Annotated in this window: 21 protein-coding genes; all 21 read left to right on the plus strand. The window is 53.2% G+C overall.

All coding sequences use genetic code 11. The features are described 5' to 3' along the window. Positions 1-20: 20 nt before the first annotated feature. The 21 genes from AAFN83_RS04650 (at position 21) to AAFN83_RS04750 (ending at position 20024) form a co-directional block, all read left to right on the plus strand. A complete protein-coding gene (locus tag AAFN83_RS04650) occupies positions 21-1631 on the plus strand; it encodes a bifunctional metallophosphatase/5'-nucleotidase (RefSeq protein ID WP_347767484.1) in 1611 nt (536 codons plus the stop codon). A gap of 34 nt (positions 1632-1665) precedes the next feature. Next, entirely contained in the window at positions 1666-1926 is a 261-nt protein-coding gene (locus AAFN83_RS04655; protein ID WP_347767486.1) for an acyl carrier protein, read from the plus strand. Further along, positions 1926-3068: a BtrH N-terminal domain-containing protein gene (locus AAFN83_RS04660; RefSeq protein WP_347767487.1), complete on the plus strand. Its 1143-nt coding sequence runs from the start codon at positions 1926-1928 to the stop codon at positions 3066-3068. The genes AAFN83_RS04655 and AAFN83_RS04660 overlap by 1 nt, the downstream gene beginning before the upstream one ends. A 30-nt stretch (positions 3069-3098) precedes the next feature. Next, complete coding sequence (locus tag AAFN83_RS04665) at positions 3099-4673, plus strand: class I adenylate-forming enzyme family protein (protein ID WP_347767489.1); 1575 nt, start codon at positions 3099-3101, stop codon at positions 4671-4673. Continuing rightward, positions 4660-5808, plus strand: a complete 1149-nt coding sequence (locus AAFN83_RS04670; RefSeq protein WP_347767490.1) for a nucleotidyltransferase domain-containing protein — start codon at positions 4660-4662, stop codon at positions 5806-5808. Before AAFN83_RS04665 ends, AAFN83_RS04670 begins: the two co-directional genes overlap by 14 nt. Positions 5809-5853: 45 nt before the next feature. Continuing rightward, the gene (locus AAFN83_RS04675; RefSeq protein WP_347767492.1) at positions 5854-6591 is read left to right on the plus strand and encodes a dTMP kinase; all 738 of its coding nucleotides are present in this window, start codon (positions 5854-5856) and stop codon (positions 6589-6591) included. Between the two features lie 33 nt (positions 6592-6624). Next, positions 6625-9270, plus strand: a complete 2646-nt coding sequence (locus tag AAFN83_RS04680; RefSeq protein WP_347767494.1) for a hypothetical protein — start codon at positions 6625-6627, stop codon at positions 9268-9270. Continuing rightward, positions 9267-10586 carry a type III PLP-dependent enzyme gene (locus AAFN83_RS04685; protein ID WP_347767495.1) on the plus strand — a complete coding sequence of 440 codons (1320 nt, stop codon included), beginning with the start codon at positions 9267-9269 and terminating at the stop codon, positions 10584-10586. The genes AAFN83_RS04680 and AAFN83_RS04685 overlap by 4 nt, the downstream gene beginning before the upstream one ends. Beyond that, the gene (locus tag AAFN83_RS04690) at positions 10579-11970 is read left to right on the plus strand and encodes a preATP grasp domain-containing protein (RefSeq protein ID WP_347767496.1); all 1392 of its coding nucleotides are present in this window, start codon (positions 10579-10581) and stop codon (positions 11968-11970) included. The genes AAFN83_RS04685 and AAFN83_RS04690 overlap by 8 nt, the downstream gene beginning before the upstream one ends. Beyond that, on the plus strand, positions 11948-12994 hold the full coding sequence (locus AAFN83_RS04695) for a hypothetical protein (RefSeq protein ID WP_347767498.1): 1047 nt from the start codon (positions 11948-11950) through the stop codon (positions 12992-12994). The genes AAFN83_RS04690 and AAFN83_RS04695 overlap by 23 nt, the downstream gene beginning before the upstream one ends. Positions 12995-13143: 149 nt before the next feature. Beyond that, positions 13144-13494 carry a YmaF family protein gene (locus tag AAFN83_RS04700; RefSeq protein WP_347767499.1) on the plus strand — a complete coding sequence of 117 codons (351 nt, stop codon included), beginning with the start codon at positions 13144-13146 and terminating at the stop codon, positions 13492-13494. A 138-nt stretch (positions 13495-13632) separates the two neighbouring features. Then, a complete protein-coding gene (locus AAFN83_RS04705; protein ID WP_347767500.1) occupies positions 13633-14313 on the plus strand; it encodes a TetR/AcrR family transcriptional regulator in 681 nt (226 codons plus the stop codon). Beyond that, positions 14310-15014 (plus strand): flavodoxin family protein, encoded by a 705-nt coding sequence (locus tag AAFN83_RS04710; protein ID WP_347767502.1) that lies wholly within the window; start codon positions 14310-14312, stop codon positions 15012-15014. The genes AAFN83_RS04705 and AAFN83_RS04710 overlap by 4 nt, the downstream gene beginning before the upstream one ends. After that, positions 14992-15135: a hypothetical protein gene (locus AAFN83_RS04715; RefSeq protein WP_347767503.1), complete on the plus strand. Its 144-nt coding sequence runs from the start codon at positions 14992-14994 to the stop codon at positions 15133-15135. The genes AAFN83_RS04710 and AAFN83_RS04715 overlap by 23 nt, the downstream gene beginning before the upstream one ends. A gap of 40 nt (positions 15136-15175) precedes the next feature. Next, positions 15176-15517: a hypothetical protein gene (locus AAFN83_RS04720; protein WP_347767505.1), complete on the plus strand. Its 342-nt coding sequence runs from the start codon at positions 15176-15178 to the stop codon at positions 15515-15517. Positions 15518-15540: 23 nt separating this feature from the next. Next, the gene (locus AAFN83_RS04725) at positions 15541-15999 is read left to right on the plus strand and encodes a hypothetical protein (protein ID WP_347767507.1); all 459 of its coding nucleotides are present in this window, start codon (positions 15541-15543) and stop codon (positions 15997-15999) included. 176 nt (positions 16000-16175) lie between these two features. Next, positions 16176-17003, plus strand: coding sequence for a helix-turn-helix domain-containing protein (locus AAFN83_RS04730; protein ID WP_347767509.1), 828 nt, complete (start codon positions 16176-16178; stop codon positions 17001-17003). Positions 17004-17156: 153 nt separating this feature from the next. Then, entirely contained in the window at positions 17157-18170 is a 1014-nt protein-coding gene (locus AAFN83_RS04735; RefSeq protein WP_347767510.1) for a phosphotransferase enzyme family protein, read from the plus strand. Positions 18171-18412: 242 nt separating this feature from the next. Next, a complete protein-coding gene (locus AAFN83_RS04740; protein WP_347767512.1) occupies positions 18413-18574 on the plus strand; it encodes a hypothetical protein in 162 nt (53 codons plus the stop codon). Positions 18575-18786: 212 nt separating this feature from the next. Continuing rightward, positions 18787-19731, plus strand: a complete 945-nt coding sequence (locus AAFN83_RS04745; RefSeq protein ID WP_347767514.1) for a S41 family peptidase — start codon at positions 18787-18789, stop codon at positions 19729-19731. Then, positions 19665-20024 (plus strand): S41 family peptidase, encoded by a 360-nt coding sequence (locus tag AAFN83_RS04750; RefSeq protein WP_347767515.1) that lies wholly within the window; start codon positions 19665-19667, stop codon positions 20022-20024. The genes AAFN83_RS04745 and AAFN83_RS04750 overlap by 67 nt, the downstream gene beginning before the upstream one ends. Positions 20025-20038: the final 14 nt, after the last annotated feature.

The raw sequence follows: 20038 nt of genomic DNA on the forward strand, positions 1-20038 counted from the left end.
ATGCGGAAGGCAGGTTGATCATGGACGCAAAGAATGGGAAAACCGGAAAGACGACCAAGCGCTCGTACACGCCGATCATGGTGTTGACCCTGCTCCTGCTCGGTATCCTCGGATTTCTGACCTATCGCTTCGCTCCGCTGGAGGATTGGAAGCTGAAGGCCGGACTGTATGACGACAAGCTGGCGATTCTGAACACCGCGGACATCCACGGAAATCTGGTATACAACGAAGTGAACGGCGGGTACTACACACTTGATGAGGTCAATGTGGAGATGGGCATGCCGCTCATGAAAGGCCTCGCTGACAAACTGGCCGCGAAGAACAAAAACTCCCTGTTTCTAGACAGCGGCGATATGTTCCACGGAACCAACGAAGCAAATATTGAAGAGGCCAAAGGGGTCGTCGAGGCAGCCAACCTCATGGGCTATGATGCCATGGTGGCAGGCAATCACGATTTCGACTTCGGCTTCAAGCGGCTCATGGAGATTCAAAAACAGCTCAATTATCCGATCTTGTCCGGGAATTCCTATTCCAACGGCGAGCTCGCATTCCCCGATTATATCATCAAGCAAAAAGGAGACCTCAAGGTCGGGATCTTCGGGCTGACCGTTCCGGAATCGCTCTCGAACATGAATGTGTTTGGGGAAACGGGCGTAACGTTCAGCGACCCGGAGAAGGAAGCACGCCGCATAGTGGATGAGCTGAAAAAAGAAGGCGTAAATGTGATCGTCTTCGTCTCTCATCTTGGCGATGACCTCGATAAGGAATTGGTGAAGAAGGTGTCGGGCATCGATGTGGTGCTCTGCGGCCATCACCACTGGCTCTATAAGGAACCGATCAAGATCGGCGACACCTATCTGGTAGAAGCCGGCTCCTACAGCACTCATGTCGGGCTGGCCGAGCTCTATTTCAAGAATGGCAAGCTTAAGCACCTGGAATGGTCGGTACACCAAACAAAGGACCGCTCCATTCAGAACGAAGCGGTTGCCAAGGTGGCGGAGGTCTATCACGCACTCGCTCTAGAAAAAGGCAAAGCGGTCGTAGGCACATCCAAGGTCGATTTGGACGGCATGCGGACGCATGTGCGGACCGAGGAAACCAATCTCGCCAATCTGGTAACGGATGCGATGCGGGAGATCGGCAAAGCTGATATCGCCTTGCTAAACGGCGGGGGGATTCGGGAGAGTATCGGCAAGGGGAACATTACCCTCTACGATGTCGGGAAGCCGCTGCCTTTCGTGAATTCGCTCATGACCGTCGAAGTGAAAGGCGAGATGGTATATGAAGCGATCGAACGGGGCCTGCGGGAATGGCCGTACGGCGCAAGCAACGGCGGATTCCTGCAAGTATCCGGCATCGCCTATACATTCGACGGCTCGAAGCCGGCGGGCAAGCGGCTGATCAGCATCACGATGAACGGGCAGCCACTGGAGAAGGAGAAGGTGTACAAGGTGGCCACCAACGACTATCTCGTCGAAGGCGGCGACAACTTCACCGAATTCAAGGATGCGAACAAGCTGGGCAAGGGAGCGCTCCTGCGCGATGTGCTGGCTGCCTATTTGAAGGAAAAGGGTGAGGTTGCTCCTGAGAAGGAAGGGCGCATCACCGTGGTTAATCAACGCTACAAATAACTCGGGACAGATCCCGCTTAGGAGGAAGCAAACCATGAGCTTGACCAAAGAGCAAGTCCAAGAGCAAGTTTGCGAGATGATTGCCCGATTCGCCCCTATCGCCGAGAACGGCATTCGATTGGATGCCAATCTTCGGGAACACTACGGCGTTGATTCTCTTATTCTCGTAGAACTGCTGGTCGAAGCAGAGGAGCACTTCGGTATCGCCTTCGACAGCAGCTCGCTGACGGATGAATACTTCGCAACAGCGGATGCGATTGCGAGCTATGTTTCGAGCAGGCTGGAGGCGGCCTAATGGAGATCGTTCGATCCGCGGTTCCAAAACGCAGCATCGTAGAGGGAGTTCCGCGTTATTACGAGCCGTATGTGAACGATTGCTTCTATAACGCTTATGGGGCATTGCTTGGCTTTAAGGGAGTTGACCCGGCCCTCGCGCTCGCGGACTACCTGTCCTTCCTCTACGATCCGATGACCGAGCAGATCGGGGTGAATTACATGCTCCGCAGCTCCGACACGTTCTACTATACCGAAGAGGAACTGAACACCTCACTTCCATACGCTCATCTGCAAGCGACGAAAGAGTTCTCCGGCGAAGAGGAAGCCTTGGACCCCGATGCTCCCCGCTACGAGGTTCGGCTCTACACCCATCCCAGTGCTGAGGTTGCGGAGCAGAGGCTCAAGGAACGACTCGCGGAAGGCGAGCCGATGATCGTGGTGGTGAATCTGTATGAGATTCCCTATCATGGCGCCTATCAAAAGCAGCACGGCATTCACGCCGTTGTGGTAACGGGTTATGACGAGGAGCAGGGGGTCTATCACTTGTTCGACAAGTACGAAATGTCGAACAGCAACTTTGACGGCACGCTCCCTCGGGATGTAGTGGAAGCCGGGCGCAGCACATCCAGCGTGACGGAGAATCCGGTCAGCGGGACGACGGTTCGGCAGATGGAGCATCTGTGGATGGAGGTTCAAGTCCCCTCTCATTTTCAATTAAAAGAAGGGTCTGCCAAGCAACTGCTCTCGGAAAGCCGCCGGAGAATGGAAGGGAGAGACCTTCTTCTCGGGTACCCTTGCGGCTTTCCCGCCATGGATGACTTTCTTGAAGCTCTCCAGGCGAAGAGATCGCGGCCCTTCGACGACACCGAGAAGCGGAGGTTTCGCTTCTATTACAATCGGTCACTGAAAACGATCGTTCGCCAGCGCAGACGGTTTCTCGTCTTCCTTCAAAGGGCCGGCGCAGCATTTGGTTGGACGATTCCGGCGGAAGCCAAGGAATGGCTCGAAGAAGCGGCTCTGCGGTGGGACATCGCTGCGAATGTTGCCTTGAAGCTCGGGCTGACAGGAAAGCTTGCGTTGCTCGACGATTTCATCGAGCAGCTCCGCCTGGCTCGCGCAGCCGAGGAGCAATTGGTCTCCTGGCTGCCCGCGCGGGAGTAGAGGGGAAGCGTTTCGAAGGAGGAGATTCGAATGAGCAGCGCCCGCTCGCCTTGGGAGTTGTTTCAACAGAGCTGCGACCGGTATGCTTCGTCGCCCATGCTGATCTACAACGACCAAACCCAATCTTATGAAGAGATTCATCGCAAGGTGCAGGCTTTTGCCGAGTTGATCCGGCCGTGGTCTTTTCGCATGGGGGGAGTCTACCTTCCGAACAGCCCGGCGTTTCTGATTGCCATGCTCGGTTTGAAGAGCGAAGGCAAGGTGTTTGTCTCCTTGTCCTATCAATTTAAAGGCGATGCATTGTTTGAGCTGATGGATTACGCGGATGTCGAGCTTCTTGTCACGGATACGAAGGGCTGGGAAACGATCCAGCCGCGGGCGGAAGAGGGAAACCTCCGTGTGGTGCTGGAGCTGCTGCCCGATGAAAGCTTTCGGGTGCACGAGCTGCCAAACAAAGCTCGTCTGCTGCCGGATATCGGGGAGGATGTCTTCGGGATTTGCTTCACCTCGGGCTCGACCGCTCGGCCGAAAGGCATCATCCTGTCCAATTCGGCTGTAGCAGGCAATGCGGTGGCCATCGCCGATTATTTGGACTACGGCGTACAAGAGCGCATCATTATTCCGCGATCACTCGCGCAGTCGAGTCCCATCGCCGGGGATGCGCTCACAGCAATCAGCCGCGGCGGGGCCATCATCCTGATGAACAATGTCTTTCATCCCGCCATCTTTCTCAAGGCGGTCCAGGAGTATCAGGCGGAGCAATTCTTCATCGTCCGTACGATGTTGCAACAGATCCTGGACTATCCCAATCGTCATGCTTATGACGTGAGCTCGGTCAAGCGAATCCTGATGGGCGGGATGATCAATCCCATCCGAATCTTCCAGGACGCGGCGAGTGCTTTCCCAAACGCCCGGATGTACAACGCCTATGGTGCATCGGAAGCGGTGGCCCGCGTCACCTTTGCTCCTCATGAGGAAGCGACCCAGATGCCCTGGGTGATCGGGAAGCCGCTTACAGGCTGTTCCATTCGCATTCTTCGCGAGGACGGCACCGAAGCGGGGCCGGGGGAGACGGGGGAAATCTACATCCAGAGCGAGTACTTGATGGACGGCTACTACAAGCAGGAGCAGGCGACGAGGGAAGCCTTGACCCCTCAAGGCTTCCGGGTCAAGGATGTCGGGTACCAGGATCACGAGGGACGTTACTTCGTGCTCGGTCGAAGCGATGACTTGATCAATCAAGGCGGAAGCAAGGTTTACCCAACGGATATCGAGGAAGTTCTCATGCGTCACGCCGCTGTCTGCGAGGCATTGGTGCTCGGAGTGGAGGACGCTAAGCTCGGCCAGCGCATCGTTGCATTCGTCAGCTTGAAGGACGGCGCTCCGTCCGATCGATCCGACCTGAATCGCTGGTGCAGTCTTCAATTGGAGGACCGCAAGGTGCCGAAGGAAATCCACATCGTCGACGCCATTCCGCGGAACACCATCGGCAAGATCAACCGCAAGGAAGTTCGTGCACTGTTCCAGGATCGGCTTGAGGTTGCAGCCAGCACGAACAAGACCGTTCACCCACTACAAGGAGGAGATTCCCATGAATCGAAATGAATTGCCTTTGGAGCGTCAATTGGTTCTCATGGCATCGGTTGAGGTAGATGAGCAGGACAAGGAGCGCCTGGCGGAGATTGTTTCTTCACCGCTCGATTGGTCTGAGGTGGTGTATCAGATGATCACGCACCGCACCCTCAACATGCTGACCTATAACCTGAAGAAATTTGCTCTGTTCGAGCAATTGGAGGGAGAACTGAAGCGGGTTCTAAACCTGCAATGGGCGGCTTATCGGGAGCGCAACGGATTCTACGCATCGAAGTTGACCGAAATCCTGCATGCCTTTGCTGAACAGGATCTCGTATTGACGGTTCTGAAAGGCAATCTCCTCGTCAATACCGTCTACCCCTCGCTGGAGACGCGCACCTTTAATGACCTTGACTTCCTGATGCAGCTGGATGATGTGAACAAGGTTACCGGCGTGCTCGAAAGCCTGGGCTACGTCCAAGGGGAATATGATGCAAAAGACCATGTGATCAACGTATCGACGCGGAAAGCGCGCATGGTCCATCAAATGACGACCCACGAAATCCAAGAATTCATTCAATTGTCCGACAATCCGTTTGCGTCTGCCGTTGAAGTAGACGTCAACCACGATATCCTCTGGAGAGGCAATTGCCCTTATAAGGTTCCGACCCGCGAATTGATCGCGAGAGCCGTTCCCATCGACCTCTACGGAGCGAAGGGCTATCGGCTCGACCATGCCGACAACCTCATCCAGCTGTGCTGCCATCTCTACAAGGAAGCGGTGCTCATGGTTTGGATCACCAGCCTGAAGGACCTGAAGCTGTACAAGTTTGCCGACCTGTACATGTACATTCGGAAGTTCTCTTCGGAGATTGACTGGTCGGTCTTCATGGAACGCGTGCGGCATTATCAGTTGGAAAAGGTCGTCTATTACAACTTCCACTACATCGGCCTCCTGTTTCCGGAGATCGTGCCGGAGGACGTCAAGGCTGCCTTCCAGCAGGAGGACCTCGCGTACCTGGATCAATATGCAATCGAGAACGAAGTACCGTTCGTGTGGGAATACGACTTCTTCACCCGACTGTTCGACGTCAATCGGATTCTCAGTGTCGCTGACAATGCAGCGGATAACTTCCGCCGCTATCAAACGGTCAAGTCCAGCGGTTGAGCCGGCTTTCGAGCGGCGCATGGACCCGGTGCCAAAGGAGGGATGATGGGATTGGGACAAGCGAGGACACCGCGATCATCCGGCTGCTTGATCGTTTTTGAGGGCGTGAGCGGCTCCGGAAAAACCGAAGGGATCAATCGGCTCAAGCGGGAGCTTGACGCTCGCGGAGTAACGGTATCCGTTGCCGAGTGGAATGCAAACCGGTTCCTTCGCCGCCTTGTTCGGCTGCTCGACCGTTGCCATCTGATGAATCCAATCATTTACAGCACCTTGCAATGGATCGGATTCCGCCTTAGCTATGAGACAGTCATCAAACCGAGGCTTAAGCGCGGAGAGATCGTGATTGCGGATCGGTACATCTATTCGGGTCAGGCCCGGGACACCGTCAATGGTGCGCCTTCCTGGATCGGGCGGCCGTGGCATATGCACACGGCCCGGCCCGACACCGTCTTCTTCTGCGATACACTGCCAGCCGTCTGCTATCATCGGATCGTTCACCGGGGAAAAGCTTTGTACCACCCAAGCCGCCGTTACCGCGAGCAGACCGACGCGCGCAAGGAGCTCGCCTATCTGGAAAGCATGCGCGATTGTTACCTCAAGCTGTTCGCCGAGGCCGAGAAGGATGAGAAGCAGCGCATCGTTTTACTTACCGACTCGGCAGCGGTGGAGGTGCTTGGTGAAGTTTGGGAAGCGGTGGTGCGCAGGACGGGTCGAGGTGCGGCCTATGAAATGGCCCCAACCGCTGATCGTTCCACCCCTACTAACCCAACTGAGCGGTCTTGACAGAAGCCATAACCGAATGAAGGAGGAGCTTGGATGGCCTTGCCCGACTATTTGGAAAACCTGCTCGCCACCGCTCACATCCCGGTAACCTTCGGCCCGCGGGAGCCGGTGTCGCTGTCTCGCTGGCTGGTTCGATCGATCTCCAAGCCGAGCGGCCGTCTGTGGGATGAGGTTCCCTACCTGGACGAATCCGCCCGAATCCTGCTCGCATCCGAAGCGAGCCTGTTAACGGGGATTGACAAGGAGTATCAATGGAGCTACTACAACTCGGATATCATCGGCTCCCACCAGGACCCGAGCGAGCCGACCAAACGGTTTACCCGGCAGCCCGATCATTATCTCTATGCTCTAACAAGCGTCTACGCCTTGGAAGAGGCGGACATGCTTCTCTATGCACTCGCCTTCCTGCCTTCTCCGCTTCGCATCTGGGTAAACGGGGAACTGGTCTTGACCTCGCACAACGAGATGGTCATCAAGGACAGCCTGCTCCGTCTTCACTTGAAGGAAGGGTTGAACACCTTCCTGGTTGAGCAGCCGCTGGATTTGCTGTATCCCTTGACTGCACAGGAGTTCATTATCCGGCTGCAGCCGCTGGCCCGACTGGAGCGGGAGAAGGAAGAACTGCGCTATCTGGATTGGGATCTCTATGAAGCCATGAAGCACAAGCTGCTGCTCTGCCCGAGCCATTGGCAGGGAGAGCCGGGAGAAGAGCTGGGGATCATGGTTTTGCCCCGGTATGCGGGGGCAGGGCTTCTTGGCGAGTCGGTGGAGCTTCGGTTGGAGACCCGAGAGGGAACTCCGATCCTAACGACTGCCGGCACTCTCGGCAAGCGGTGTACCCTCCGCATCCCGTCATCCTCACGAGGGGCAGCTGTCTTGAAGGCCAAGGGAGCTGGCTTTGAGGAGACATCGACGCTTGTCTTCATCGGTCCCTATGACGAGGAGCGGGATCGCCTGCTCGCAGCCCTTCCCTCTGCAACGGGATTGTCGGAGGATGCGCAGGAATCCTTCCGTCGACTGATGGAGCTTCCGCTGGCCTTCGCCGGCTTAAACCAATTCATGCCGAACGACTGCCGCCAGATGCTGCTCGACAAGCTCGCGGAGATGAAGGAGAACCTGGATGCGCTGGGCGCCGGTCATCCGATTCCTCTCGCCAAGAAAATGGTACGGTACCGCAAACGAAAGACAGGAGACGCTTCCATCGCTTACAAGGTGTTTTTACCCGATGGCTATGACTCGGCTAGGCGGTACCCGGCGGTATTCTTTTTTCATGATGCGATGGCGCGCAATTACCCGGTTGATCTGCCCTGGCTCAAGGATCTTCCACAACCGGATGCCATACTCGTCGAAGTGGTGGGCATCGGTCGGATGAATTACACCGACGACATTCGAATGGTCCAACTCATCGATGAAATCACGCACGAATGGAGATTGGACCGGGACCGGTTGTATGTCATCGGCTTCTGCACAGGCACGCACAAAGCGTTTAAAACCGCCTTCGCCGTCCCGGATCTGTTTGCGGGAATCGCTACGGTGTCCGGTGAGATTGCCCTCAATATTTATCACCCGGAATATGCCTGGCTGGACAACCTGGGAGAGCTTCCGGTGATTGGAATCTGCGGCTACGAGAACTGGTTTTTCAACAACAGTCGAATGATCGAACTGTGGAAGCGGCTTCCAGGAGCGGAGCGGAACGTGTACAGCGGGTTCTTCCACAATGAGCTGAATCTGCTGAACAACTCGCGGTCGCTGTTCCGGCGGCTTCTCGAATGCCGTGCGGAGCGCTACCCCCGGTGGATTGCGTTCACTCCCACGGAGCCCTGCTTCGTCAAATCCCATTGGCTGCAAATCCTGCGCTTGCGGAAGCCTGGGGACCTGACTCGGGTCCAAGCCGATCTTCTGTGTACCGATAAGCTGGAGCTGGAGACTGAGAACGTCGATCGCCTGCGGCTGGTTCTTCCGAAGAAGGAGCTTGGCCTTGAGGAGAAGGTGACCTTGTTCGTGAACGGCAGCCCTTGCCAAGTAGCCCTCGGCGATTATACGTGCATCGAGCTGGACACTTCAGAGCTTGAAGCAAGAGTGATCTCGAGCGTCGGCTGGTCCGCCGAAGCGTTCCACGAGTGGTTGAACGCGGTGATCGTGGATGAGCAGCAGTTGGGCATGAAGAAGGTCTATCTGTCGGCTTGCACGGTGGTTCGTCCGGTCGTGCGAAGCGCGATGTTCACCAAGCTGCACTACCTGCTGCAGAACCCGATCAAGGACCGCTACATCTATTACCGCTATGACAGCTGCCGGGAACAGGAGATGCAGCTCGCGGGACCGGAGGAGCGGAATTGGGTGCTGCTGGTCGATGCCCGAACCCCCAGTGAGGGGCAAGCAAAGCTTCTAGCTGACGTCGGGGTGACGGCGGATGAGGACGGGATATCCTGGCAGGAAGAGCGTGTCTCGGGAGACTATTTTGGAATGCTGACGGTCTCGAATCCTTATTCGCCTTACGCAGGGCAACTTCTCCTCGCCATCACCAACACCGATGAGCTGGAGGAGGAGTGGATCGGTCTCCTGAACCGCTTTGATACACATCCTTTGTTCTACCAGGATGGGTTTATCTACTATCGCGGAGGCTGCCGCGTCTTTCACAACGGTTCGGCGGCTTCTGTCACGGAGGAGGTTGTACGGTGATCGAACACGAAACGATTCCAATGGCTTGTTCCGATGAAAGGCTTCCTTATTACGCTGAGCGATACGGCACCCCGCTCTACGTCTATGACGGAGAGAAAGTGGAGCAGCAGTACCAACGGCTCAAGGAGACGCTGCCAAGCCCCTTTGAAGTGTTTTACTCCGCCAAGTGCAATCCCTTGCTCGGCATTTGTCAGCTTCTTCGCGGGCTGGGAAGCTCGATCGAGGTTGCATCGGGAGGAGAGCTTCACACGGCCGTCGAAGCCGGTTTTCAACCTCAGCAGATCATCTGGACGAGCCCCGGTAAAACAGAGGAAGAGCTTCTGTACGCCATCGAAAAAGGAATCTACAGCATCAACGTAGAGTCGGTCACCGAGGCCCGTACCTTAAGTCGGCTCGCCGTCCAGCAAGGCGTTACGGTGCAGATGTCCGTTCGAATCAATCCGGATTTCCACCCGGCTGGTGCGGGCTTGAAGATGACTGGGGTTCCCACCCCGTTCGGAATCGACCAAGCCTCCGCTGTCGACGCACTGAAGACGATTGCTTCTCTGCCTGGGCTTGCCTTGATCGGCCTTCATGTCTTCACCGGCTCGCAGGTGCTCGACGCGACTATTCTGGCTGAGACGATGGAGCAGATCTTCCAGCTCGCTTTATCCCTCTCGGAGGAAGCAGGCCTCCCGCTGGCTTTTCTTGATTTGGGCGGCGGGTTTGGCGTTCCTTATTTTCCCGGCGAGCCGTCGCTCGACACCGCCCTGTTGCGGGAAGAGCTTGCCGCCGTATGGGCGCGGCATGCAAGCCGGCTCGAAGGAGTGCGCATCGGCGTGGAAAGCGGGCGGTTCCTGCTGGCGGAATCCGGCGCCTATGTCGCACGCGTAATTGATGTAAAGGCATGCAAGGGCACCACCTTCGCCGTCTGTGACGGAGGCTCGCATCAGCATGCGGCGAGCGCCTTCCTCGGGCGGTATGTCCGCAATAACTTCCCAATGCGAGTCATTCCGGCTGCCTCGGATCGGCTTACCGATCGACCGGAGCCGGCGGATGTGACGATGGTCGGTCCGCTGTGCACCCCGACGGACGTCATCGGTCAGAAGGTACTTCTTACTCCACCGGAGCCGGGGGACTTGCTGGTGGTGGAACGTTCCGGTGCGTACGGATTAACCCACAGCCCCGTGATGTTCCTCAGCCATCCGCTTCCAGCCGAAGTGCTGAGCTACCAAGGCGAAGATCATCTCCTGCGGGAAAGGGGGAAGGCGGACGATTTTCTGCGCGGCCAGCATGCGCTGGACTTGTCGGAACGGGTCCGCGCCATCCATGCCTAATTCATTTCATCTGATCCGCTGGTTAACAGACGAACGCGAGAAGGGCACGATCATCTGGCTGTTCAACATTGGAGCGGAGAAATTTTGGAACCCGGTGCAGGCCGGGATTGTGGATGTAAACGAAGATCGCATCGTCAGCCGGATGGAGGAGATGAACCTGCTCCTCTGCCGCGAACAGGATGTGATCATTCTCCGAGAGAGACCGGATGATGCCTTCCTGGAGCAGCTTCGCGCGTGGGGGTTCTCCATTCCGCGCATTTGGACTCCGGCTCCCGGCGAGGAACGGGCCAGCATCTCCGAGCTTGTGCTTCGCGACCCGGAGCTGCTTGGTCGGCTGACTCAGCTCGGAGTGGAAGAGCCGGATGCGGTGCTAGTGCCGTATGCCGTCACCCGACTGGAGGAGGCGATTGCCAAGCGCTGTGAGCTGCGGCTTGTCGCGGCCCCCTCCGAGGTGAACGCATCGGTGAACGACAAGATCGGCAACCGTGAAATCGCGGAAGCGCTCGAGCTGCCCGTGTGCCGCGGCCGAATCTGCGACAGCATAGACGCCATTCGCGAAGCCTATGAGGAGTTGACAACCGGAGAAGGAGCCTTCGAAAGGGTCATCATCAAGGAGCCCTACGGCGCTTCCGGCAAAGGGCTCTACATCGTCGACGCGCCGGACAAGCTGAACACGCTCCTGCTCCGCCTCGGACGGTATGCGAAGCAGCATCCCGATGCGCGTTGGCTTGTCGAGGGCTGGTACCACAAGATCGGAGATGTGAACTATCAGCTCTATGTATCTCCGGAAGGAGAGGCGGAAGTCTTTTCGATCAAGGAGCAGATGCTGAGGGACACCGTCTACATCGGCTCACGCTTCCCGGTGAAATGGGCCAATGGAGAGGATGAAGCCTATCACTCCTTCGGGGAGAAGATCGGCAAGCATCTGCACGCCATCGGGTATACCGGAGTGGCCGGCATCGACTCGATCATAGCCGAAGGCGGGGAGATCATTCCGGTCATCGAGATCAACGGAAGATTCACGCTCTCCACCTATCTATCCTTCGTTTCCCGGGTAATCGGCAGCCCGTTGACCTACCTCAGCCGTTATTTCAAGCTAACCACGGACTATCCGTTGCCTTATGCCGAAGTAAACGAGCTGCTGCAGCGGGAGGGACTTCTCTACCGCGAGGATACAGGAGAAGGAGTGCTCGTCTATACGTCCGGGACGCTTCCTGTGCGAATGGACGAATCCACAGGCAAGTTCAACGGTCGGCTGTTTGCCCTGATCGCAGCGGCCAGTGAGACCCGTGCGGATGAACTGAGCAGCCGTCTGGAAGCTTTTATCGAAGCGGTACAACGCGAGAGAAGAGGGGACGAAGTTGGAAGCCATCCAGGCCGTTGACCTTATCCCGCGCTATAACGAAGACTTTTTCAATTGCTACATGGGACATCTGGTCAGCTACCTCAAGCTGCTCGACATCCCGGTCGAGCTGACCTTCTACAAGTGCCTGGAGCCGATGCAGCGAATCTATCACAGCTTCGTCATCCATGGACGGGATCGCTGGCACTTTCCTTCTCCCTTTTTCGATTTGAATCTGTTGGGCCTTCGCGCCTTTACCGAACAGCACGCCAGTCTGGAGCAGGCGAAGCCTTCCATTCTCAAGCGGTTGAGGGAGAAGAAAGCCGTCTTCTTCTCGGGGGACGGGTACTATGTGCCGCATCGGATCGAGACGTACCAGCAGCGTTATCAGCCCCATAACTTTCTGTTGACGGGCTATCGGGAGACGGAGGGGGGAGCGGAATGGTTCGTTCAGGATCATGCAAGGCCTGATTATGCGGGCTGGTATGAGGAATCGATTGTACGAGATTGCTACAATCGAGCCGACTATCCGTTTGCCCATTACATTGCCTATTACGAGCTGGATCGCGATACGCTGGTCAAGCTTAGCCAGGAAGAACTGGTGCGGCAAGTTGAGACGTATCTCGACATGTATGTGGACGATTTCTCGCTCTATGACCAGATGGCTGAGCAAGGAATCGAGGCGGCAAAGGGGCTCAAAGATCGGGAAGGACATTCTGCAGACCGTGGGGTACCTTCAGAAGAGGGGGCGGCAACGGCTTCTGTCCCGCTGAGTGCGATGGAAACGATGATCGTCCTCGAACGCTGCTTGTTTTTCCTGGCTTCTTCGCGGGAGCTGTTTGAACGGTTTTTGGTAGAGGCCAAGCTGGAAGAAGACGTAGCCCCCTTATTGGATCAGATCAAAAAGACAGCATTCGGCGCTCGAGCTCAACTGATGCGGGGGAGAACGGGGCGGTTGAATGAGGAGCGCTGGACCTCTCTTCTGAAGGAATTGAAAGGGCATGAGGAGGAGCTTCTCGCACGCTTACGGCTGAAGTATCTGCGAATGGGGAATCTTGCAAATTGAAAGGGAAACAAAGGCATTTCTTAGGATCGGGCTTCCCGGCAGGCAAAGCTGTCGGTAGACCGATCCTTTTTTTAGACGATTGACCATACCCCTTCCCTCTTCGAACCATAGAATACCTTGGTTCCATTGATTGCGAGGAGGAAGAAGGCATGATAAGAAAGCCCAAGCAAGTTCGCAAGACAAAGGGAAAGCAAACCCATGTGCATGAATTCACAGGGAGCACGAAATTGGCAGAGCAGGGAGCGGAGCGGCATAATCACCGTTTTGCCGGCGTTACCGGGCAAGTGATTCCGTGCGGTAAGAGTCATGTTCATGAGATCGATCTGAGTCGCACCGATTTCTTTGATCATTTCCATAAGCTCAAAAAGATCCGGACGGGGCGCGCCATTCCGGTAGGAAACGGGAAACATGTTCATTTTGTAAAAGGAAATACGACGCTCGTGGATGGTCACGTGCATCCCTTTACCTTCGCTACCCTCATTCAAAAGCCGCTCGTATAGGGCTCTAGCTCGCTTAGGACGCCTTGGCAACAAGGCGTTTTTCTTTTGTTGTCGAAAAATGATTGCCAGGCTAACGATCGTTAGCTATAGTAAAGACTAACAGGATTTAAAGACGTTGAATTGGAATGGGGGCCACTGATGAGCAAGCAAGAGACAGGCCAGCCAACAGAAGAGCGCACGCCAACACGGGAGCGGATCATGGAAGCAGCTCTCGCCCTCTTTTCCAGGAATGGATATGAGGGCGTCTCGGTTCGGGAGATCGCTCGTTCGGTGGGGATCAAGGAAAGCTCACTCTACAAGCATTATCAAAGCAAGCAGCATCTCTTCGATACGATTCTCGTAGAGATGAACGAACGGTACCGGTCCATGGAAGGAATGCTGGGTTTGGATTTGGGGGGAGCCGATTCTTCAAGTGGGGACAAGGCCTCCACCTTCTACGCCAAGCTTTCCGAGGAAAACTTGATCCAGGCCAGTGAGGGATTGTTTCGCTATTTCCTGCAGGATGAATATGCAGCCAAATTCCGCCGCATGGTCACGCTGGAGCAATACCGGAACAACGAAGCAGGAGAAGCGTTTCGCGGCATTTTCCTGAATGGACCGCTTGTCTATCAAAGTGCCTTGTTCCGCCGATTGATGGAGATGGGCATCCTTCGGGATGCCGACCCGGAGCTGGTCGCGCTTCACTTTTATTCGCCGCTCTACCTCCTGCTCTGTCTCTATGACAACCAGCCGGAGCGGGTGGAGGAAGCGCTGAGACGAGTTCGAGCGCATGTGCGACAGTTCAATCGAATGTACTCACTGGAGGGGGAAGACAGATGAAGATTGTGGTTTTGCACGGGCAAATGCACCGGGGAAGCACGTATCATCTCGTTCATCAGGTACTGGATCATCTGACCGGCGAGGGGAAGGAGAAGACGGTTCAGGAATTCTTCATGCCGCGCGACGCGCCTGCTCCTTGCGTAGGCTGTTACCGCTGCTTCCTGAACGGGGAGGAAACCTGCCCGCATGAAGCGAAAGTCCAGCCCCTCGTTCACGCCATCCGCGAAGCCGATCTCATTGTGCTGGACTCTCCTTGTTACGTAGGCGGGATGACAGGGCAGCTCAAAACCGTGCTTGACCATCTGGCCTACCTTTGGATGTCGCATCGCCCGGAGCAAGCCATGTTCAACAAGGTCGGGTTGGTGGTTTCGACGACAGCCGGAGTGGGGGCCGGGAAGGTGACAAAAGCGCTGGCCTCCAATTTGTTCTTCTGGGGTGTTCCGCGCATTTACAAGCTGCCGCTCGTCGTCGCCGCCATGAATTGGGCGATGGTGAAGCCCGCCATGAAGGAGAAGATGGCGCGCAAGGCGAAACGAGTGGCCAAACGGATCGACAAGCAGCTCGGCCGAGCCAAGCCAGGCTTCAAGACGCGCATGATGTTTCGCATCATGAGGCTGAATCAGAAGAGCAACGAGTGGAACCCGCTCGACAAGGCCCATTGGGAGGACAAAGGCTGGCTTGGGCGCATTCGCCCGTGGTGAGGGTGATTACATACGTAATAGGCGACTATCTCTTGCAGGTCAGGAGCTGTCCAAGTCTAAAGCGAAAGTGATTGATATCGCCCTGAAATATCAAGATGAAAAGCAGCTTGAAGCGGTTTGATCCTCTTTCCATTCAAATCACGATTGAAGGAGGCTTTGCTATGTCCAGAAAGCTGATATCAAATGTACCGTTAATCACCCAACAAGCGGATGGCTATGCTCATCTAACATCATTTATTGGAGCCTTGTATGGAGCGTTGCAAGGGATCGGAGAGAAGTACCAAAATGCAGAGTTGTTGTCGTACAGCGGATTGGCGAATCGATTGTGCTGGACGGAGGGAAAATGGATATTTGGGAACGAGGATATTGAGAACTGCAACACGTATCCCTTTGAAATCCAGGATCGATTAGTAAGCGTGATCGGTTGGAAAGCAAAACGGATCGTGATGGCCGGGAGCAACATCAACAGAAGTCAGCAGCGCAGATCAGACAGGATTTCGTAGAATCGATTAACAGAGGGATCCCCGTGATTGCCCAGGGCATTACAGATGACGGCTGTAAGCATGATTACGATGTTTTTTTCGGGTATGAAGACGATTTCTCGAAGTGTTCTCTGCATCCATCCGATAACGCTCCGAATGATGAAAATGGAGCCAATAGTTTGGAGCATCGGTTTATTATCTATTGCGACGCCCTTACTCAAATCAATCTACGAGGTCAAATTCTGCCTTACTATAAACAACTTGTTAACCTATATCCGGAATGGGCACAGGAGCTGAATACAGCGATAGCTGCATGGTCGGAATGCGCCAACTATGGCGGTTATTTATGGAGTCAGGGATTTTCGTTCGATGATGAGGGCTTTGAGAAATTCCGCAGTCCCCATATGAGAAAGATTCTTGCGGATGAAGGACGCAGAGCCATGAAATGGGATATCGAAGCCATTGAGCAAATGGAGCGAATCCTGCAAAAGGAAAACAGGTAACTGCAACTTCTAAGGGATAAAAAATAGGATGGACCCAAAACATGCCGTTATCGGATAGCACGATGTTCGGTTTGGAATTTTAGGAACAAAAACATACCAGGAGAGTGACATCAGCCATACAACCCTATAAACTCCTTTCTGAGCTCCTATCCCGAATAGAAGGAAACATTTCTGGTATGAGCGAAACGGAATATCTGAACGATCTTCCGATTTCCACGATTCATTTGCGCCGACTTTTCAAGTTCGCTTTTGGTGTACCGCTACAAAGCTATATCCGCTCTCGAAAGCTAGCCGTCAGCTTAGAGGATTTGATGAAAACGGAGAAACGGGTCCTCGACATTGCAATGGAATGCGGTTATGAACATGAGCAAACCTACATACGTGCGTTTAAACGCGAATATGGGCTTACGCCTGGTGAATGTAGAGATTCCGGCAGAAATATTCACGTAACACCTCCTCTTCATCTGTTTCCAAAGAATAATGTTTGCGGGAATATGGTATACGGGCCGGAGATGATTATGATTCCATCCTTTCAATTAATCGGGCGAAGGTATCAAATTGAGATTGCTGAAGCGCCGATAAAAGCACCCGAAGCTGCCAAACAGTTTTGGTGGGATTATCGACATCATGTTCCTAATCCAGTGGAATCCAATATTTTTTACGGTCTAACGAGGAAACCTGATCCATTGCTTAGTTGGACTCACTATCTTCCGTCTATGCGTGTAAGGAATCTGGCTGATATTCCTGAAGGATTTACAGGTGACACAGTCCCTGCTTCTATGTGTGTTGGTTTTCGCTATATTGGGAACCATCATTACGAGGAAATTAGTGAATTGCGCGCAGAGGCACTGTATACTGCCATCGATAGGCTTGTCAAGGAGCACAACGGGAGATACGAACTTCTGGATAGTGAATTCTTCTTCGAGAAAATTGACACGGATGCCTATGATGGACAATATTGTGAAATGGAATGGTTTGCGCCCATCAGAGTGAACAACGTTTAACATGATCAAAAAAGTCCATTGAGCATGCCGACTAATGAGGTATGCTCTTTTTGTATCCATAAATAGAGGGTTGTACGAAAAGGAGAGATCGTTATAAATTACAACGAAGTTGTTTCAATTGGAGATACCTATTTACTTACAGTACTATCAGAGTTGTTCGGATTAGAAGGCTATGTTATCCGGCAGATTCCGCCACATGAGGGCGGGAGGAACGTCGTATACACCTGTGAAAAAGAAGGCGCCAACGCAAAGATACTAAGAATCGCTTTTTTGCCTGACAGAAGCCGGGAAGATTTTTTGGGAGAAGTTGAGTATATCCGATATTTATTCGAGCATGGTGGAGCTGTCGCGGATGTAGTCAGCTCCAAGAAGGGAAACCTGCTGGAAGAAATCACTCACAATCACCACACTTTTTTTGTCTGCCTATTTGAAAAGGCCAAGGGCAAAATGCTTGTGGAAAATCATTATCGGTACCGGGATGGAGCTCCGATTACTGAATATTACTATAATTGCGGTAAAGTGCTGGGGAAACTGCACCAACTATCAAAAGGGTATACGCCTGTTCATCGCCGTTACAGTTTCTTCGATAAATTTAATGCTGAATATATCGATAAGCTGATTCCCGACTCTTTATCCCGGACTAAGGAGAAAATGGTACAGATCCTCCATACCTTAAAAGGGCTGGACATGAATCAGGAGACTTTCGGTATGATTCATTTTGATTATAACGATGGGAATTATTCGATAGATTTTACTACCGGGCAAATAACCGTATATGATTTCGATAATTCATGTTTCGGTTGGTATATGTATGACCTGGCAAGTCTCTGGACTCACGGAGTGGGCTGGATTCAATTCGAACCAGACGCCGGTAAACGCAGAAAGTTTATGAATGATTATTTTCATACCGTCCTCGAGGGATATAGATCGGAGACCAAACTCGAAGATTCAATGTTAGACAGGCTGCCCTTCTTTATTCAGGTAGGCATTATGGAAAGTATTGTGGATGCTTTCGAGGTAATGCAGAACAACGGTGAGGAACCGGGGTGTGACGAGGAATTGTCGTATCTCATCAAATGTCTGGAGGATGATATCCCGTATAAGGGGTTTTTCCATAACATTTACTCTTGTGAAGAACCCTTTGAGTATCAGGAACGAAATAATTAGTCTTTTTTGCATCATCCTTACATGAACAAACGGCGAACGATCGTTGAATAAAACGAGATCAGAGAAGGGTCATCCGACAAAGGATGGCCCTAAAAACTTTTGGATCGGTTGACGAAGGGGCCATCCGCTTCGTTAAGTTGATGTGAGAATCAGATCTTTGTATAAGAAAGGAAATTTGCGAAATATGCAGAATTTTATCTGTATTGTAGAAATATGTACTTTTCAAATGAAAGGGGGTTTCTATGGAAGGCAATTTATTAGAGGTAAGAGGAAAACGATTGTATGTTGAGATTCACGGCAATGAAAACGCTTCATCACTTTTATACCTGCGCGGTGGACCGGGAGAAAATTGCTGTGAATTTATGTTTCATCAGACACAAAAGACGTTTGGAACGGGTTTTTGAAGGTTTATGATGAGAGTGGTCATTTGCCTCATTATGAAGAACCGGATCGATTTGCGACGGATGTTATTCAATTTGTCCTAGAGCAAAACCACCGTTCCAGTTGATGATAAGCGTTGGTCGGCAAGGTGGAGTATAGTACGAACAAGTTCTCACGTTATTACATGGTGAAGTGGCTTACTAATTAAATGAAGGTTTAGGGAGTGGTAATCAGGATGGAAGAGCAACACTTAAACGTGGAGCGGCGAGTCCTTATCGTGTCGGAAACCTTTCGGTTGATCGAGCGTTCATTTGCACATTGGGATGATGCCAAAGTAAAACCAGATGATTTGGACCAAGTGGTAGAGGAATTTTATAAGAAAGCAGTAGAAGCAGAGACCCGCTTTGATTTTGCAAAGGTAATGTGGGAGTTGTATGGGCTCTTGCGGAACGCCCATTCTGGATATTCCGATACGTTACTACCAGAGTGTGGAAACGAAATCCTTAGCTTTTCGTTATTGAAGCTTAAAGAGGAATGGGTTGTGAATCGAGATGCCGCGAATGTTCTTAAACCAGGTGATTTGGTGCTCTCCATTGAGGGGAAATCTCCATCCGAATGGTCCAAGGAACTTGAAATCTACACCGGATTAGCGAATAGTACCTCTCAACATAGTCGAATGGAATTTTTTCTCCCCTATTTCATTCAAAGCAAATCCATCGAAGTCGAGTTCGAAGATCAAACCCATTCCCGCAAAATAGTCATGCTGCCACGATTAGCACGCAATGATGAGCGGTTTCACGTTATGAACCAACCATCGGAAACCGAAGGGAAATGGATCCAGAAGGACAAAGTAGCCTACATACGAATCCCTAGCTTCGGGGAACCCCACTATGAAAATCGTGCAGTAGAGTTCGTTCAAGAATACGGTCATGCTCAGGCAATCATTGTGGATGTACGCGGCAACAGCGGAGGGTCAACGCCAAGCGAGCTGACCAGGAAGCTTATGGATCGGCCTTACCGGTGGTGGATCGAACAGTCACGCCACCCGGAGTGGCTCGGGAAACGCCATGGAAGCAGGGATCTCCATTTTCCGGAAAACTACAGCTATGCCGAGTGGCGTCCGAACTGGCAGAACCTGCGGATGAAAAAGAACGCTATAACGGACAGGTCATTCTTCTAGCAGACAGATCGTCTGGTTCTGCTGCTGAAGATTTTATTATGCCGTTTAAGGACAATGCTCGGGCAACGGTTATCGGGGAGAGAACCTGGGGATCAACCGGCCAACCCGTCTGGAAGCGAATTGACGAAGAGGTCTATATCGGCGTCGGTTCTATTCGTGCTCTCTTTCCAAACGGGGAACCTTTCGAAGGCATTGGGATCACACCGGATATCCCGGTTGAACGGTGCCGAGAAGATCTCTACACCAACAGGGATGTCGTTCTGGAAAAAGCACTTGAGAACGGAAGCATCTAGCGTGGGAAGCTGGC

Origin of the sequence: Gorillibacterium sp. CAU 1737 (assembly GCF_039888655.1) — a bacterium.
Taxonomy (GTDB): Bacteria; Bacillota; Bacilli; order Paenibacillales; family NBRC-103111; genus Gorillibacterium.

Bases quoted from the DNA above. Each gene is read 5' to 3' on its own strand.
- AAFN83_RS04650 (WP_347767484.1), top strand. From the start codon at position 21: ATGGACGCAAAGAATGGGAAAACCGGAAAGACGACCAAGCGCTCGTAC.
- AAFN83_RS04655 (WP_347767486.1), top strand. From the start codon at position 1,666: ATGAGCTTGACCAAAGAGCAAGTCCAAGAGCAAGTTTGCGAGATGATT.
- AAFN83_RS04660 (WP_347767487.1), top strand. From the start codon at position 1,926: ATGGAGATCGTTCGATCCGCGGTTCCAAAACGCAGCATCGTAGAGGGA.
- AAFN83_RS04665 (WP_347767489.1), top strand. From the start codon at position 3,099: ATGAGCAGCGCCCGCTCGCCTTGGGAGTTGTTTCAACAGAGCTGCGAC.
- AAFN83_RS04670 (WP_347767490.1), top strand. From the start codon at position 4,660: ATGAATCGAAATGAATTGCCTTTGGAGCGTCAATTGGTTCTCATGGCA.
- AAFN83_RS04675 (WP_347767492.1), top strand. From the start codon at position 5,854: ATGGGATTGGGACAAGCGAGGACACCGCGATCATCCGGCTGCTTGATC.
- AAFN83_RS04680 (WP_347767494.1), top strand. From the start codon at position 6,625: ATGGCCTTGCCCGACTATTTGGAAAACCTGCTCGCCACCGCTCACATC.
- AAFN83_RS04690 (WP_347767496.1), top strand. From the start codon at position 10,579: ATGCCTAATTCATTTCATCTGATCCGCTGGTTAACAGACGAACGCGAG.
- AAFN83_RS04700 (WP_347767499.1), top strand. From the start codon at position 13,144: ATGATAAGAAAGCCCAAGCAAGTTCGCAAGACAAAGGGAAAGCAAACC.
- AAFN83_RS04705 (WP_347767500.1), top strand. From the start codon at position 13,633: ATGAGCAAGCAAGAGACAGGCCAGCCAACAGAAGAGCGCACGCCAACA.
- AAFN83_RS04710 (WP_347767502.1), top strand. From the start codon at position 14,310: ATGAAGATTGTGGTTTTGCACGGGCAAATGCACCGGGGAAGCACGTAT.
- AAFN83_RS04720 (WP_347767505.1), top strand. From the start codon at position 15,176: ATGTCCAGAAAGCTGATATCAAATGTACCGTTAATCACCCAACAAGCG.
- AAFN83_RS04730 (WP_347767509.1), top strand. From the start codon at position 16,176: ATGAGCGAAACGGAATATCTGAACGATCTTCCGATTTCCACGATTCAT.
- AAFN83_RS04740 (WP_347767512.1), top strand. From the start codon at position 18,413: ATGGAAGGCAATTTATTAGAGGTAAGAGGAAAACGATTGTATGTTGAG.
- AAFN83_RS04745 (WP_347767514.1), top strand. From the start codon at position 18,787: ATGGAAGAGCAACACTTAAACGTGGAGCGGCGAGTCCTTATCGTGTCG.